The sequence below is a fragment of the Ruegeria sp. CDSB086 genome, from assembly GCF_059611065.1.
Genome location: NZ_JBXWOV010000015.1, coordinates 1 through 17,161 on the forward strand (window position 1 = coordinate 1; position 17,161 = coordinate 17,161).

Sequence of the window (17,161 nt, forward strand, 5' to 3'; positions counted from 1 at the left end):
CAATTTCCAAATGCAGAACACCCGGATCGAGGCGCTGTCCGGCGGACAAAAAGCGCGGTTGGCGATGTTGGTCCTGCGGCTTAGGAACCCGAACTTTTATCTGCTGGACGAGCCGACGAACCATCTGGATATCGAAGGTCAAGAGGCAATGGAGGCCGAATTGGTCACCCACGGCGCGTCCTGTTTGCTGGTCAGCCACGACCGGAGTTTTCTGAGAAACGTTGGCAACCGGTTCTGGTGGATCATTGGTCGCAAACTTGAGGAAGTGGATAGCCCTGAAGCATTTCTGGAGAGTGAAATGAGCTTTACTAGTTGATCGAAATAACACGCCACGGCGGCCCAGGCACACATTTGCCTAGGCAAAATCGCAAGACGTGACCGGATATCTGACCTGAAAAAGGGTATGTTGAATCGCATCTTCGCTGGCTTGACTCGCAAGCCGGTATGACTAAGTATTACCGTGAAAGGACGCTGCGATGACCGTCAAAACCACACTCAGCTTTACAGATAGGCACCACCAATTTCTCAAGGAAAAAGTGGGTGAGGGGGTGTATGCGTCGGCCTCTGCTGCCGTGGCAGCTGCTGTCGAACGGATGATCGAGGATGAGCAGGCTCGTGAAACTGCGCTTGAGGCGATGGCCGAAGAAATCCGCCGTCGTGCCGCAACTCCGCGCCAGGAATTTGTTAATCACGAGACTGTTTTCGCGACAGCGCTACGTAGACTGGATTCCGCTGAGTGACCTATCGCCTGCGTTACCATCCTGCAGTCTCGGAAGACCTAAACCGGATTGTAGAGATGATAACAGACTACGCTGGACCCCGGGTGGCAAGGCGCAAACTGGATGAGATTGCGCGTGTGGCCCAGGGTTTAAAGACGTTGCCGCACAAGGGGTCGCGAAGGGATCATGTTTTACCAAGTTTACGCGCTATTCCAGCGGCGAAGCGTGCGGTTATTGTTTTTACGATCGACGAAGACTTGCGGGAAGTCCACGTTTTGACGATCACCTATGCCGGTGCCGATTGGATCACGCGGGCCGAAGCCCGGGGGAAATAGCACATATTTCTTTGAAGACTTAACCGAGGCGTTAGTTACACCAGTTACTTTCAATAACCCGGCCATGTCACTTAAGGCTCGGTAGACGACTCCGGCCTGTGGATGCCAATCTGCCACATCGCGGCCTTGAGAGGCCACTACCCGTTCATCCCCACGCGCCGCTGGGCCCGTCAATGCGTGTCGCGGTCCATGAGCAACGACATTTTCCGCTGTGCCTTCCAGTAATTTAGAGTTCAACTGTGGCACGATATGGTCCGCAATACCCGCTTCAGCCCAGGCTTCACGCGCAATGGCTTGCAGTACTACGGCAAAGTTGTTCGAGATCACCGCTCCCGCGTGATATAGGCTCTTTCCTTCGGAGCGGATTAAAAAACATTCCGCCCCGAGCCGTTCCAGCAGAGGTTGCAGGATCGACAAAGCATCGGCGTCCCCTTCCAAACCGCAAAGAGTGCCTCGGAACTGTTTTTTTGCCGTATCGGGGTCAACGAATGATAGGACCGGATGCACACTGGCCAAACGCCAGTTCAGCTTTCGCAATAAGGCCATCTCATCAGCGCAGAGAAATCCGCTGCAGTGAAAGGCCATGGATCGTTCGGCTGAGCGGTCCTTTGCCAAACGCGCTGTAATGAGGTCAGATGCAACGACAGAAATTTGTGTGCGGGGAGACTGTGATAATCCAATGATTGGCAGCTCGCATTTCTGATAAATCAGTTGCGACACGACCCGCGCCCGCCCGCTGAACCGCTTTTTCTGCCGAGCTTTGACTGGCGCTATAAACATCCTGTACCCGGCAATAATCCAACACATTAAACAGGGTCAGCAATGTCTGCCCAACCCGGCTCGCTCCGATCAGGTTTACAGTAAATTCGGACATGAATGCGCCTTCTAAGTATTGGTCTCGAATGGACTATGCCACGCCGAGTGGTCGAAGTGCAGGGGCCGACTGTAATTCGGAGTACGTCGCTACTTGGATGCGTTTAACCTTAGTGGACATTATCGGATCAGACGTCATCGCAGCGAGGCGCTTAACACGTCAGTCTGAATTTGGCAGTTGGCATGGGTCTTCCTTTCGTTCGGTTCACAGTCGCTCCAATATCCTTTTGGCACTGTTTAGATACTCTTGTTGTTTTTCTTGGGTCATTCGATCCCAAGTTCTGTACGCATGGCCCAGTCTGGGATTGCCGCGCAGTAGGTTGGCATTTCGCGCCAGAAAATCCCAATAAAGTGGGTTGAACGGGCATGCGCCATCGCCGGTTTTCTGTTTAACATCGTACCTGCACGAGACGCAGTGATCGGACATCTTATTGATGTAATTCCCGCTTGCGGCGTATGGTTTTGACCCCAACAGACCCCCGTCGGCGAACTGGCTCATGCCGATCACGTTTGGAGCCTCGACCCATTCATAGGCGTCGGAGTAAACGGCCAGATACCATTCGTGCACATCAACCGGATCAATTCCAGCCAACAGGGCAAAATTTCCGGTCACCATTAACCTCTGAATGTGGTGCGCATATGCTTCGTCCCGAGTCTGTACGATTGCGGCTGCCATGCACGCCATATCAGTATCCGCTGTCCAAAAAAACGAAGGCAAAGAGCGGTGTGCGGACAGGTAGTTTGACCGTGTGTAGCCAGGCATTCGCAACCAATAGATTCCTCGTACAAATTCGCGCCAACCTATTATCTGGCGAATGTACCCCTCAACGGCGTTCAAAGGTGCGTGGCCGTCGTAGTAAGCCCGTTCAACGCGCTGACAAATCTCGAGCGGGGAAAGAAGACCTACGTTTAGGTATTGTGCTAGGACCGAGTGGTACAGAAACGGCGCGCCTTTTAATATCGCATCCTGGTAGTCTCCAAATTTTGGCAGGGCATGTTCGACAAAATGATCCAATGCCGCCAAGGCGCCCTTTTTCGTGACGGCAAACCAGAACGGTTCCAGCTTTCCGAAATGGTCAGGGAAGCGTGCTTCTATCAACGCCAAAACGTCCCGCGTGATCTCATCCGGCTCCACTACCAACGGGCGAGGTAAGAAAGAGTCAGTTTTGGCGGGCTTGCGATTGTCGGCGTCAAAGTTCCAGCGGCCACCTTCAGGTTCACCGTCCGACATCAACAGACCGGTTTTGCGGCGCATCTCACGATAGAAGTATTCCATCCGAAGCTGTTTGCGACCTGCGGCCCAGGTTTGAAAGTCATGATGGCTGGCAAGGAACCGATCATCGGCTACCGTTTCCAACCCTTCGCACTGCGCGAACTCTTGGACCAGACGGTATTCTCCGGGCTCGGTCACGATCGTGCGCTTAATTCTTAGATCGTGCTTCGCTCGCGCGATTTCGCTGATCAGACTTTGCGTGTTGTCCGGCTCATCCAATTGAACGTAGCGCACGGTCCACCCGTCCGACTTAAGTTCCGCCGCGAAATGGCGCATGGCGGAAAGAACGAAAGCAATCTTCTTTTTGTGATGTCGCACATAACGAGCTTCCTCCATGACTTCGGCCATCAAGATTGTGTCACGGTCCCGATCACCCGCGCGCAGCGCAGAGATATTCATTGAGAGTTGATCACCAAGCACAACAATCAAAGACGAGTATTGTGTGCAGGAAAGGGGCTCGGTCATGAGGCAGAGGGTAGGGCTTTCGTGCCGTAAGGCGACCCTAACAATACAGCATCGTCTCAAAATGTCCGAAAAAGTTAAGCGTAGAACCCTTCGCCAAGTTTCTCTTTTTCGCTTTACGGCTCAGAATCGACTCTGGGCAAAAAAGCGCAAATTCCCGCATTGAGGGTTCAGACTGATCTGATTGTGTCGGGGTGGGAATAAATAGTCGGATGGAAAGAAGATTGGTGGGTTTTGGGAACTTAAACGCGAGTCGTCCAAAGACGTGCTCAAACGGACTTTGTTGCATCCTCCTGCAAATTTTTATCTATTTTTCAAAGTCATGCAGGTCAGATTGCCAGTTCATTCGACCAACAGCGACTCTTTGATGCTGCCATGGGCAGCCTGCAGTCGACAGCCAGAAAGGCATACAATACGCTTGTCTACATCGAATTCGTTTGTTTTGCCGATGTATTTGACCTGAGGGGCCGTAGCGCAAATTTCGTAGGGCAATTGTCAAAGACGCAACCTATTTTGCACTGTTTGCTACGATAACCCCCTTTGGTCGGTTTTAGGGGTTGATATGTTAAATGGTTCTGCCGTCAGGTCTTTGCGTTCTTTGAATTTTGATCCTGCGCTGGACCTCTATCAAAGCATGCTTCGCGTGTGCGCTATCGTACCAAACAAGGTCGCGCTGATCGGTGACGATCGGGGGTACACGTACGCGGAAATTGCAGATGCCGCCGATAGAATTGCCCTGCATTTGATGTCAAAAGGTGTTTCTCCGGGTGACAACGTGGCGATGATCATGGATCGCACGCCCGAAGCAATCCTAACCATGTGCGGTATCATGCGTGCGGGCGGGACCTTTGTGCCATTGGACCCAGCCTATGACATAAAGCAAGCAGGGTACGTTATTGCGGATTCCAAACCATCCGCGATCCTGTGGGAGGAGCACCACAAGCCCATTGCCGATGAACTGAATTCGAACCGGGTTGCAAGTCTGAATGCGCTCGACCTATTGAATTCTGATCCCGATGAGAAGCGCGACTTTCCGAACAGAACTGGTCTGGATGCGTGTTACATAATGTATACGTCTGGATCGACCGGACAGCCAAAAGGTGTTGTGTTACCTCATCGGTCCATCGTTCGGCTCGGCTTTGATCAACCAATCGGACAAGTCCTTCCCAACGACATAACGTTGGCGAGTTCGACCATTGCATGTGACGGTTTCACTTGGGAAACATGGCCTGCGCTTTTGAACGGAGGGTCGGTCGCAGTTGTGGCCGAGCCCAAGCCGGCATTGGACAAGCTTGCCGCAACTATTTCCCGTCATGGTGTAAGTGTCGCGTTCTTTTACACCGGAATGTCACATCTGCTGATCGAACATCACCTTGATGCGCTAAGCAGTTTGCGCCGTTTTGGTGCGGCGGGTGATGTGCTGTCCCCTTCACATGTTCGTAGTCTCAAAGATGCGCATCCCGGAATCGAAGTCATAAACGGTTACGGTCCCACAGAAAACTCCGCCCTAACCACGATGCACGTCGTCACCGAAGCGGACCTTGTTGGTGGTACAATTCCGATAGGCGTGCCGACTGGTCACTGCGACTGTTTCGTCGTGAACGAAAACCATAACGAACTGGGGGCCGGAGAGGTCGGGCAGCTAGTTGCCGCGGGACCGAGTGTGGCACTTGGCTATCTCAACAAACCCGAACGGACGGCCGAGTCTTTTATTTCAGATCCGCGCCCGACTCACACCGGACAAGTGTACTTGACAGGAGATCTGGTCCGGCAGCGCGACGATGGTGTCTATGAATTTCTAGGGCGTGTCGATCGACAGGTAAAAATTGGTGGTCGTCGCATTGAACTGGACGGAATTGAACATCACCTACGTGAATTGCCGATGATTTTGGATGCTGCGGTTACTTTGACCAAGGCAGATACTGGTGAAAAACGCATAACAGCCTTTTTGAAACCGTCAGGCGATATGCCTGCTGATAAACGCGCCTTCGTCCGCGAGGTTATGGCCGAACTCGGTAGGGCCTTGCCGGAGGGCGCCCTGCCTCGGACGAACCGGGTTGTGGCAGACTTTCCATTAACCCCAAGCAACAAGATTGACCGAAAAGCGTTGGTCGACAGCGTCGAATCGAAGGACTTGGAAAGCAACGGCAACACTGGGCCAATTTTCCAGTCAACCCGAACTCCAATATTCCAATCAACCCGTAAACCGCTAGACGCTGCCGAGATCGCACGAACTATTGCGAAGATTTATGATGAGACATTGGGTTGCGGAGAGTTGGATGCAAGCGCAACATTCTTCGAAGCTGGGGGAACATCTCTGCAATTAATTGGTGTCCATGCAGAAGTGATGAAACGTTTAAACGTACGGTTCGACATTACACTCATGTTCGAAGTCCCGCGTCTGGGCCCTTTGTCCGAGGCGATAGCCGCGATCGAAGTGAGTGGAAACGAGTCGCTGTCGTCTCAGGAGCCAGAACAAGGAGTTGAGGAACGGGCTGACCTGAACTTACCTGAGAATGCAATCGCAATTGTGGGCATGGCAGCTAAACTGCCCGGTTCACAGTCTCTTGATGAGTTCTGGGAGCACATTCAGAACGGCGATAATCTGATCAAGCCATTCTCGTCGGGCGAACTTGAAGATAGCTTCACGCCTGAACAACGTGCATCGGACAGTTTTGTAGCGGCCCGCCCCATCCTTTCGGATGCAGGGATGTTCGATGCCAAGTTTTTTACGATGCACGCCCGTGAGGCGGCAACTATGGACCCGCAAGCCCGAGTGTTCCTTGAGATTTGCTATCATGCCTTGGAAAACAGCGGTCACGACCCGTGGCGGACACGCATGCCGGTGGGCGTATACGCGGGGTCGTCGTCGACCACATATCTGATTCAAAACATATTGGCCGACCGTCAGGCAGCCGAGGCGTATATGTCGAATTATCAGACCGGTAAGATTTCTGAACTGACCGGCAATATTGGGGACTGCCTAGCAACTCGGGTGTCGTACAAGCTGGACCTGCACGGTCCTGCGATGACGGTACAGACGGCGTGTTCGACGTCGCTGACCGCGATTTCGCAGGCATTGTTGGCATTGCGTGCGTGCCAATGCGACATGGCTTTGGCCGGAGGCGTTTCGATCACCTTTCCGCAAAAGCGTGGATACATCGCGCAAGAAGGTGGGTTGTCGTCAGATGACGGCACGTGCCGACCATTTGACGCTGAAGCCAGCGGAACGGTTTTCGGGCACGGTGCCGGGGTTGTTGTATTGCGCAGACTTAAAGATGCCGTTGCAGACGGTGATCACATCCATGCGGTTATTTTGGGCTGCGGTATCAATAACGATGGTGCCGAAAAAATATCTTACACGGCACCAACGGTACGCGGTCAGGCGGATGCAATTCGCCGAGCGCACAAAGATGCTGTAATCGAACCTAAAAGTGTGACTTACGTCGAATGCCACGGAACCGCGACACCTCTCGGGGACCCAATTGAAATTAGTGGGCTGCGTCAGGCGTTCGGCGAAGCAGCTGTCGAAGGGGGCTGTGCGCTCGGGTCCGTCAAAGGCAATATCGGTCATCTGGATGCGGCTGCCGGCGTAACCAGCGTAATCAAAACAGCGCTGATGCTGAACCATCGCAAGATTCCCCCTGTGGCAAACTTCTCCGGTCTGAACCCTAGAATAGAACTGGAAGGTACTCCGTTCCGGGTTCCGAGTTCCCTCTCGGACTGGGTGTCGGATGGACCATTGCGCGCCGGTGTCAGTTCTTTCGGGGTGGGAGGGACCAATGTCCACTTGGTGCTGGAAGAGGCACCGCAAATAGTGCAGGACGCTGAGACTGCTTCCGTTCAAACGGTTGTCATTTCGGCGAAGACGCCGGAAGCCTTGGCCGAGATGAAGGGTGACTTAGCGGATGCTTTGGAGAAACCCGACGCGCCGAGACTGGCGGATGCGGCCTATACCTTGCAAGAGGGACGAGCCGCTTTTGAGTATCGTCAGGCTGTCGCGGGCTCGGATCCTGAAGAGGTCGCCAAAACCTTACGCGCTGCACCCGCTATCCGTAAGCCCGCGATGCAGGGCAACCCAACTGTAACATTCATGTTCCCGGGTCAGGGATCTCAGTACCCGGGCATGGGCAGCGGTCTGTACCAAACCGAACCTGAATTTGCGCAGTGGATTGATAAAGGTGCGGAAATATTACGCCCGGTTCTTGGCTTAGACGTAAAGACAATGCTGTGTTTCGCAGACGCCAGTGACCAGGACCTCGCGCGTGCGTTGCGCGAAACCCGCCTGACTCAGCCTGCTTTGTTCCTGACTCAATACGCCTGTGCAAAGCTGTGGATGGCTCGTGGCATAAGCCCAGCGTCAATGATTGGCCATTCGGTTGGCGAGTTCACCGCCGCCACGTTGGGTGGCGTCATGGATTTTGAAACCGGGTTGTCGATCATCGCGAAACGAGGCCAACTGATGCAGGATCAGCCAGGCGGTGCGATGTTGTCCGTTAGAGCGCCGCTTGAGGCTCTGGAGGATTATCTGGATGATACCGTCGATGTCGCCGCGCGCAATGCGCCTCGTTTAAACGTATTGGCCGGAGACTTTGATGCAATTGCGTCGATTGAAGATCGACTGAAAGAGGCCGGTATCCCGTGTACACGTCTTCACACTTCTCATGCGTTTCATTCACGCATGATGGATCCGGTGTGTGAAGGCCTGTTGGAAGCGGCCACTCAAAAAACGCTGCAACCAACGAAAATTCCATATGTCAGCTGTGTAACGGGCGGTTGGATTTCCGAGAATGAATGCACAGACCCGTCATATTGGGCGACCCAGGCGCGAGCAGCGGTGAATTTTGCGGACGCGGTTTCGACACTCGTGACCGAAGATCCAGTCGCGTTGCTCGAGGTTGGCGCTGGGAACACGTTATCTGCGTTCAGCACCCAAACATTGCCGCGGGATGCCTCGGTTGCGGTGGTACAGTCTTTGCCGGATCACACCCGTCCAGAAACGGATGAAGTCGCGATGGCCGCTGCAATGGGCTGCCTGTGGGGATGTGGCGTCGATGTAGACTGGAACAAGCTGGGTCCGCGCGGAAACCGGCGCGTACCTCTGCCAACTTATCCATTCCAACGCAAACTGCATTGGGTCGATGCGCCAGCGCCTTCCACCGGAGCAGCAACTTCCTCGTCATCCGCACCGACCACGGCAACCGTAAATCCTGTTTCAAGTTTAAGTGAGTTCTCTTCTATGCCGACATCCAATTCACAAGAACAGATTGAGCGCAAGCCGCGCCTGATCAGTGAGATTCTAGCCATTTTGAGCGAAGTTTCTGGTGAAGATCTGGGGCCAGAAGATGCACCGGCAACGTTTTTGGAACTTGGGTTTGACTCCTTGTTCCTCGGACAGGTCACCCAAAAATTGAATGCTGATTACGGGATCGATCTGACATTCCGGCAATTGATGTCCGACTATCCGTCCGCTGAGGCGCTCGTTGATTACCTGGATGAAAGCCTACCCCCCGAAACGGCTGTTCCCTCGGTTGAACCGGAGGCCACACAAACGGTCACGCAAAGCGCTACGGAACCCGTGGCTCCTGCGGTATTGCCACCATCAGTAGTGCCCGCCGCGCCGATTGGTGATGGGTCAGTCGCTGCTGTCATGCAGGCGCAGGTCGCTGCTATGCAGTCACTTTTTGCACAACAGCTTCAGGCTTTGTCTGGAGCTCAGACAGCGGCACCTACTGCTGTGGCCAGTACACCAAAAGTCGAGGCAGAGATTAAACCTGCAGTTCCTGCGCTGCCCAAAAATGCGGCGAGCAAAGGCGCCTTTTCGATTGGACGTGCAACCAATGCAGCCGGCGGCGACCTCACGTCCGAGCAACTGGCCTTTGCGCGGGACTTGGCAACAAGTTACAGCCAGCGGCACGCCAAATCCAAAGAGTATGTACAGACCTACCGATCTGTGATGGCCGACCCGCGCACGGCAGCTGGGTTTCGCGCTGAATGGAAGGAGTTGGTGTTCCCGGTTGTTTCCGATCGTTCTAAAGGTGCGCGCCTGTGGGATATCGATGGTAATGAATTCATAGATCTGGTCAGTGGTTTCGGGCCTATAGCTTTTGGCCATTCGCCGGATTTTGTCATTGATGCTGTATCACGACAGATGGAACGCGGCTTTGCAATTGGACCGCAATGTGATCTCGCCGGCCCAGTTCTGGAACGCTTTGCAAAATTTGTAGGTCATGAGCGTGCTACCTTCTGCAACACCGGGTCCGAGGCTGTGATGGCAGCAATGCGCATTGCACGAACGGTAACAGGCCGCGACCAGATCGTGGTATTTGGCAGTGACTACCATGGCCAGTTCGACGAAGTATTGGTCAAAGGCAAATCACGTGGTGGCGACCCTGCGGCTCTGCCGATTGCACCGGGAATTCCGCGCTCGAGCCTGTCCAACATGGTTGTGTTGCCGTATGGCGCGCCAGAAAGCATCGACTGGATTCGCGAAAATATTGGCTCAGTCGCTGCTGTTGTTGTCGAACCAGTACAGAGCCGGAACCCAAACCTGCGCCCTCAGGAATTTGTGCGTGAACTGCGCCATATCACACACGAAAGCGGTGCGGCCTTGGTCATGGATGAAATTGTGACCGGTTTCCGGGTTGGTGCCCGGGGAATGCAGGGCGAGTGGGATATCCAGGCCGACATGGCAACCTACGGCAAGGTAATCGGAGGCGGTATGCCAATTGGCATGCTGGCGGGTTCAGCCCGGTTTATGGATGCACTCGACGGAGGCATGTGGCAGTTCGGTGATGACTCGGTCCCGGAAGTTTCTCCAACCTTCTTTGCAGGAACGTTCGTTCGTCATCCGTTGATTGTTGCCGCGGTGGACGCAACGCTAGAACATATGGGCACCAATGGGTCCGATCTTTGGCAGCGCACGGCCGCCTGGACGGCTGATGCAGTCGGCAGGATGAATGCCATTCTTGTAGCGCGCGGGTTGCCGCAATTGGTCGAAAGCTATTCAAGCTGGTTTGTTCCAAAACTAATGGACTTTGATCCCAATGCCGCCCTGTTTTACCCGCTCATGAAGATGGCCGGTATCCATGTTCAGGTCGGGTATGCCTGCTTCTTTACGACTGCCCATACTGAACAGGACTTCGATGCGGTTGTGAACGCGTTTGAACAATCCGTCGATGCGCTCAGAAGCGTTGGTATCCTTGTCGGCGACGGGAAAGCCAAACCCGTCGCTACAACGCCGGTAGCCAAACCGCCAACCGAAGGTATCCCCCTGACCGAAGCACAGCGCGAAGTTTGGATGACCAGTCAACTAGGAGAGAAAGCGTCGTGCAGTTTCAATGAAAGCGCCTCGTTCCGTCTAACGGGTTCATTGAACCAAGACGCATTACAACGGGCGCTTAACCGTGTAATTGAGCGGCATGATGGATTGCGCCAGGTCTTTGCCAAAAACGGTGAGACGTTCAACATTATCGATCCATTCGAGCTGCAGCTTACGCTTCATGATCTGAGTGAAAAAGAAGATTCAGAGGCTGCGTTGGCCGGCCTCGTGCATGAAGACTCTTCGATTGAAATCGACTTGATTTCGGGACCTCCCATACGATCTTTCGTTGCACGGATGTCGGCGGAAGAACATGTTCTGATCATCAATGCACACCATATCGTATGCGACGGCTGGTCATACAACGTACTGGCTTCGGACCTGGTGGCATTTTACAAAGCAGAGGTTTCGGGTACGCCGGCGAACCTTCCGCCGGCCCCGTCTTTCGCTGCCTATGCCGCCACTCAGTCCGGTAAAAATGTGCGACCGGCGACGCGCGCCTATTGGGAAGAACAATATTCAGAACCTACTGAATTGCCGGATATACCAACAGATCATTCTAGACCTGCAATCAAAACATTCTCCGGTGCGACTTGCACGACGCGCATATCGGGAGATGTCGCGTCAGCGGCACGTAAGGCCGGTGCCGCGCAAGGTTGCACGCTGTTTGCAACGCTGTTTGCCGCGTTGCAGATTGTATTAGGACGGCTAACCGGGTCTCATGATCTGGTCATTGGGGTGCCAACCGGCGGGCAGGCCTTGCTGGACAACAACGAAATGGTTGGTCACTGCGTCAATTTTCTGCCGATCCGCGCCGTTCAAGACCGGAATGCTTCGGTTGCTGACTTTCTTACGCAGGTTCGTGATCAGGTTATGAATGCATTTGACCACCAGGATTATACCTACGGAACACTCGTTCGCGATCTGAATATCGAGCGCACGTTGAACCGGTTGCCGCTCACAGAAGTGCAGTTCAATCTGGAACGACTGGGCGAGGCCGTAGATATGGGCCCGCTTAGCATGACGTCGGCACCCAACCCTAAAACAGCTGTGAATTTCGACCTGTTCTTTAACGTGATCGAACGTCGCGACGGTCTGCGAGTGGATGTCGACTACAACACTGACGTCTATAACGAAGACACGGTGATGCGTTGGTTGAAGTACTTTGAGACAGTTCTTTCCGAACTGGCAGAGGATTCCGCGCGCCCTCTGTCTAAGGTTAACGTTCAGCCCGCCGACGAGCTCGAGTGGATGCTGGAGACTGTGAATCGAACGAGCGAGGCTTTGCCACAGGCGACAACGCTCGACAGGCTAATTTCGGAAACTGCCAAAACTTATCCAAACGCGATCGCAGTTGAGGATAATCTGGGACAGCTCAGCTACACGGAACTTGACCGGCTAAGTGATGCGGTCGCCGCTGACATCCAGGCCCTTGTCCGCGGGTCCGGCGGCCGGATTGCCGTGGCCATGTCTCGGTCATCACAATGCCTGGCAGCTTTGCTCGGCGTTCTGAAAAGCGGCAACGCCTACGTGCCGATTGATCCCGCTCAACCCGCATCGCGGCTGCGCATGATACTTGAGACGGCAGATGTTTCTGCCGTCCTGCACGATCAGGCCAATCTACCCGACTGCGCTGAAGGTCTTGATCTGCCTGAGCTTCAGATGAGTCAAGTAAGAGCGGGTGGCATTCCTTTGATCATCGCAGATAGAGTTGATCCAACGGCGTATGTGATGTTCACCTCGGGTTCTACCGGCACGCCAAAAGGGGTTGAGATCGGCCATCGCTCGGTAATCAACTTCCTGACGTCTATGGCGTACGAACCCGGTTTCGACCCGCAATCGGTAATGTTGTCAGTGACTACAACGATGTTCGATATCTCGGTTCTGGAACTGTTCCTGCCGTTGCTGCAGGGTGGTCGAGTGGTTATCGCGGCACAAGAAGACGTTCTGGACGGGTTCCGATTGGTCGAACGCTTGAAGCGTGGCGATGTCACGCATATTCAGGCCACGCCTACGCTGTGGAGCATGCTTCTTGAAGCTGGGTTACGGCCTGACAAAGGTTTGACCATGTTGGCGGGCGGTGAACCCTTGCCAGCCGATCTCGCAGAGAGGTTGATGGAAAGCGGCGCGGATCTGTGGAACATGTATGGCCCGACCGAGACCACGATCTGGTCTGCTGTTTCAAAGGTTCATTCGGGCGAATTGATTACGATTGGTCATCCCATAGCCAATACCGAATTGCATGTGCTTGGTCCTGACGACCAGCCGTTGCCAATCGGGGCTGATGGCGAACTGAACATTGGTGGTACAGGGTTGGCGAAGGGGTACTTCCGACGCGACGATCTAACACAAGCAGCATTTCGTGAAGTGTCCCTGAACGGGCACCCACGTCTTTTGTATAAGACCGGCGATGTTGCCCGCCGTTTGGTCGACGGCACAATCCAAGTGTTGGGTCGCAATGATGGGCAGATCAAATTGCGCGGTTTCCGCATCGAGCTTGGAGAGATTGAAACGGCAATGCGCGCGGTGCGCGGCGTTCAGGCGGCCGCCGCGACTTTGCGTCCTTCGCCGCGTGGAGACAAGCAGCTGGTCGGATATGTCGTTGCCGAGCCAGGACATGATCCCAAACCGGAAAGCCTGACTACGGCTTTGGCCGAACGGCTGCCGCACTACATGGTGCCGACTGCTTGGGTATTCCTCAGTAATTTGCCCAAAACCGGCAACGAAAAATTGAATCGCAAAGCTCTGCCTGATCCGGACGTTGTTGCGACAGTCACCGCATTGTACACTGAGCCCAGTACGCCGACGGAAAAGAAAATGGCAAAAATCTGGGAAGACGCTCTGGGTATCGATCAAATTTCAACGTCGCAAACCCTTTTTGCGTTGGGCGCAGATTCCTTAACAGTATTCCGTATTGCCGCGCGCATGATCGATGCTGATTTGAACGTTGAGGCGAGACACCTATTGGAATACCCCTCAATTGCGCGCCTTGCCGCATTTGCTGACAATCGGGCAGAGGAGGACAGCGCACCGCGCAAACCTTCGCTGAAATCCTATCGTCGTGGTGCCCGCCGGGGACTATAAGCGATTTTCGGAGCCACCCGGATGCGAAACGGGTGGCCCTGATATCTTGATCCGGCGTTTTACGGATCCATCGCCATTTGGGCCATTAGGTGCGATTTCGAAATCCACCGTGTCACCAGATTGCAATTCCAATTCAATCTCGGGCAAAACATAGCCATCACTTGTAACTTCTGCCTCGTGAACAGGTGTTCCCTTGTGCAAGATAGACAGGCGCGATGGTTCGGTCTCTGAGGAGGCTTTCCACTGCCCATTCACTATAAATCGACCATCCATTTGTGCAGTAAATCGTTCTATGGCGGTGTAAGGTTTGCCATTGAACCGCGCGGTCGTCACGCCATCGTCAGTGATGCGAAGAGGCGAAAGATCAGGTGCGCCGCGGTAGCTCGGCCAATACCAATCGATGATTTCCAGCGGAACCAGACCGATGCTGGGGCGTCTGGCAAAGTAGCTCCACGGTGCCTGATTGAACTGGTATCGCGTGTCCGCGTGTACTGTTTGTACTGACAACTCGACTCTCAGATTCTGTCCAATGATCAGAATTGGCGAATCTGTCAGAGTGTTCACAGGATCAATGGGGCGGCCGCGAGCATCAAAAAACTCAGCCACTCCTTTCACTTCGAGCACGCCGCTGCCCCACGCGACGAAAGCTTCACCGTTTTTTCCAAATTCGTAGATCCGCGCTGGTTCAATCGTTTCGCTTGCGACAGGACGGCCGAATGGCAGGAGCTCACGCTGTAGAAACTCAAATGAGTCCGCTGCGGGTTTTCGTTTTTCAGCGTTTTGCGTACGCAAGCCCATATTGGGCCACCAAGGCTCATCCAGCAACGCATACCAATACGCGTCGTTTATCCCGGATGCCGCCATTTGTGTCACCATCAAGATCATGTAATCAGGTGCATCATTCTGATCTTCAAACCAATTGCCGAACTCGGTTACGTAGATAGGGCGTTCTCCACCGTATTCCTGCATCAAGGCCTTCAGACGATTCAGTTCTGGCAGGACGGTATTGGGGTTGTCGCGATAAGGATGCACGGAAATCGCATCGCAGGCTTGCAGGCCGCCCTGACGAAAAAATTCACGATAGAACCCGATCGCAATTGTGTTTAAGCCGCTGCAGATGATCTTGGCATCGGGATGATCCTGCTCCAGGCGCGTGTGTACCGTTCGAACCAGTGCAGCCAGATATGCCGGTGGGTTCTGGGTAAATGGACCTCTGACAAAATCGCTCGAGTTGAATTCGTTCCCGATTTCGATCTTTAAATTATCGACTCCATAGTGGCTGATAATGGCGCTTACCCAGGCGGCGAAACCTTCGCGACCCTCCTTACTGTGCGGCGTATCACCGTTGTCGTACAAAGGATTCCTGTCGGTGATGACGATAAGCGGTACCATACCTTTTTCAATCAGCGGCAACATGTACTTGTCCGCGACCGCAAAATTGTAAACGCCTGGTCGTTGTTCCGCCGTGGCCCACCCAATCTCATCACGAAGGTGCGTCGCACCCAGATCTTGCGCCAGATCGAGGGCGGCTCTGCTCCATCCCTGTTCCAGATGCGTTTGTACGCCAAGGTTGAACCCATCTTCGTCGGCGATGGCTGATCCCGCCAGAAACACAACTGAGATCGCGAGTTTCCACTTCATTCTGCGCTGCTCCAGTCCATCACGATCTGGCCACCGGCAACACTCAGATGATGCATGCCTTTGACACCAGGTCGATCCTTGGGCGTGAACTGCCGGATAAACCGCTCTTCGTACTCTGTTTCGTCAAGCTTGATAATTTCCATGAGGTTCAGGCCAAAACCGTACACGCCATGGCTGTTGTTTTGCGACGGCCGGAATAGCCGATCCCCTTGCCGGATGATCGCCCCTGCGTTTCTGGCGCAGTCTGACCCAAACACGACAGGATTTTTTGGATGAGGTTTGATCGTTTTCAGATCCGGGCCATCGACCTCAAACAGATACAGTTCGCTGGAATGATCCTGAAAAGCAAAATGATCAGATAAGTTGGTAATCAACCACCACCGCCCATCATCCCCAAGATACATGCTGGAATCTGCTAAGTACTGACCCTCGAATGCTGTGGCATGCAATTCCCATTCTTCTGGAAATTTGGTGCAACGCCATATCTCAAGGCGTTTAGCTGCCTGGGTTTCGGGCATCATAAAGATTGAGTCTCCGGCCCGAAACACGAAAGGAAAAGAAAGGTGATAAGTACACTTCAACGCGGTAACGGGTTCGGTAAGACAGTCTCCTTCCAGACGCGCCACCTCTATGCGACCATTGATATCTTCGGCATTCATGGCTTCGAAAAAAACCCACTGTTGCCCTTGATGCTCGAAAAGGAAGGGATCGGCCATTATGCAAGACGATCGCGGCAGGCCTTTTGCCTTTCGTGGATGAAACCCTGAGACCGGACCGGATGAGCTACCAAGTTGCCAAGACTCTCTGATTTGTCCGGCTCGTGCAAGACGTTCAGATTTCAGTTTTTCTGACACGTCACTTACAAGGTTGAATGCATAGACGAGAGAGGATTCAAAGTCAGGTTTTGCCTTGGTAGCCTCGGGAAGCTGCTTGGTTTCAGGCACAATGCGACGCTCTGCCAATTCATTCATTGCATGGAACAGAAAGAGGATCGACTTTTCAGCTACAAAGGCTCCGGTCAAAACACTGCCAGGTTTGCGGTTGTAGCTGGTTTGCCGAAAAACCCGTTGAGTTGGGTCTTCGTAGGATCTCGAATGGATTTCGACCTGGACATGGGGGGCGCGGCCCGCTCCAGTTGTCATGGCAGCCTTGAATGGGTCGCTCATACCGCCAAATGCAACTGCCCATTCTCCGAAACGGAGCTGGGCCAACTGATACTTTGTCAGCGAAGCGGGGCCAAGCGCAAGCGCAAGGTCGGCCTGATCTTGGGTGACCGGTAGAGTGCTAAGGAAATCTGCGGCCGGCTGAGTATCATAAGGCAGAATACGTCGCGCGGCCAGAACCTGTTCGGCCCGCATTAACAAGCGCATCAAAAGTGTTCCTGAACGGTCCCGCCGATCAATTCCGCCAACAATCTGACCCGTAACTTCAAACCGGGGATCATTTCGCAATC

General features: G+C 53.8%; 7 protein-coding genes and 1 pseudogene. 4 read left to right on the plus strand and 4 right to left on the minus strand.

The window, feature by feature from the left end; genetic code table 11:
* The 3 genes from AC2FIO_RS21570 to AC2FIO_RS21580 form a co-directional block, all read left to right on the plus strand.
* Positions 1-316 (plus strand): ATP-binding cassette domain-containing protein (locus tag AC2FIO_RS21570; protein ID WP_496699914.1); only part of this gene is annotated, 316 nt, incomplete at its 5' end.
* 160 nt (positions 317-476) lie between these two features.
* Positions 477-740, plus strand: coding sequence for a type II toxin-antitoxin system ParD family antitoxin (locus tag AC2FIO_RS21575; protein ID WP_496699915.1), 264 nt, complete (start codon positions 477-479; stop codon positions 738-740).
* A gap of 56 nt (positions 741-796) precedes the next feature.
* Complete coding sequence (locus AC2FIO_RS21580; protein ID WP_496699950.1) at positions 797-1,054, plus strand: hypothetical protein; 258 nt, start codon at positions 797-799, stop codon at positions 1,052-1,054.
* Positions 1,055-1,132: 78 nt separating this feature from the next.
* On the opposite strand, the pseudogene AC2FIO_RS21585 reads toward AC2FIO_RS21580, so the two are convergent.
* Both AC2FIO_RS21585 and AC2FIO_RS21590 read right to left on the minus strand, forming a co-directional pair.
* Positions 1,133-1,861, minus strand: a pseudogene (locus AC2FIO_RS21585) (DUF2520 domain-containing protein); the annotation flags it as partial.
* Between the two features lie 271 nt (positions 1,862-2,132).
* Entirely contained in the window at positions 2,133-3,665 is a 1,533-nt protein-coding gene (locus tag AC2FIO_RS21590) for a cryptochrome/photolyase family protein (RefSeq protein ID WP_496699916.1), read from the minus strand.
* Positions 3,666-4,296: 631 nt separating this feature from the next.
* Between AC2FIO_RS21590 and AC2FIO_RS21595 the strand changes: the two genes are divergently transcribed.
* Complete coding sequence (locus tag AC2FIO_RS21595; RefSeq protein ID WP_496699917.1) at positions 4,297-14,067, plus strand: amino acid adenylation domain-containing protein; 9,771 nt, start codon at positions 4,297-4,299, stop codon at positions 14,065-14,067.
* Here AC2FIO_RS21595 and AC2FIO_RS21600 read toward each other — a convergent pair.
* Positions 14,062-15,483 carry a glycoside hydrolase 5 family protein gene (locus AC2FIO_RS21600; RefSeq protein WP_496699918.1) on the minus strand — a complete coding sequence of 474 codons (1,422 nt, stop codon included), beginning with the start codon at positions 15,481-15,483 and terminating at the stop codon, positions 14,062-14,064. The two genes, AC2FIO_RS21595 and AC2FIO_RS21600, sit on opposite strands and share 6 nt — an antisense overlap.
* Positions 15,484-15,704: 221 nt before the next feature.
* On the minus strand, positions 15,705-16,874 hold the full coding sequence (locus AC2FIO_RS21605; protein ID WP_496699919.1) for a glucosamine inositolphosphorylceramide transferase family protein: 1,170 nt from the start codon (positions 16,872-16,874) through the stop codon (positions 15,705-15,707).
* Positions 16,875-17,161: the final 287 nt, after the last annotated feature.

Coding starts and splice junctions, on each gene's coding strand:
- AC2FIO_RS21575 (WP_496699915.1), top strand. CDS start 477: ATGACCGTCAAAACCACACTCAGCTTTACAGATAGGCACCACCAATTT.
- AC2FIO_RS21580 (WP_496699950.1), top strand. CDS start 797: ATGATAACAGACTACGCTGGACCCCGGGTGGCAAGGCGCAAACTGGAT.
- AC2FIO_RS21590 (WP_496699916.1), bottom strand. CDS start 3,665: ATGACCGAGCCCCTTTCCTGCACACAATACTCGTCTTTGATTGTTGTG.
- AC2FIO_RS21595 (WP_496699917.1), top strand. CDS start 4,297: ATGCTTCGCGTGTGCGCTATCGTACCAAACAAGGTCGCGCTGATCGGT.
- AC2FIO_RS21600 (WP_496699918.1), bottom strand. CDS start 15,483: ATGTTGCCGCTGATTGAAAAAGGTATGGTACCGCTTATCGTCATCACC.
- AC2FIO_RS21605 (WP_496699919.1), bottom strand. CDS start 16,874: ATGAGCGACCCATTCAAGGCTGCCATGACAACTGGAGCGGGCCGCGCC.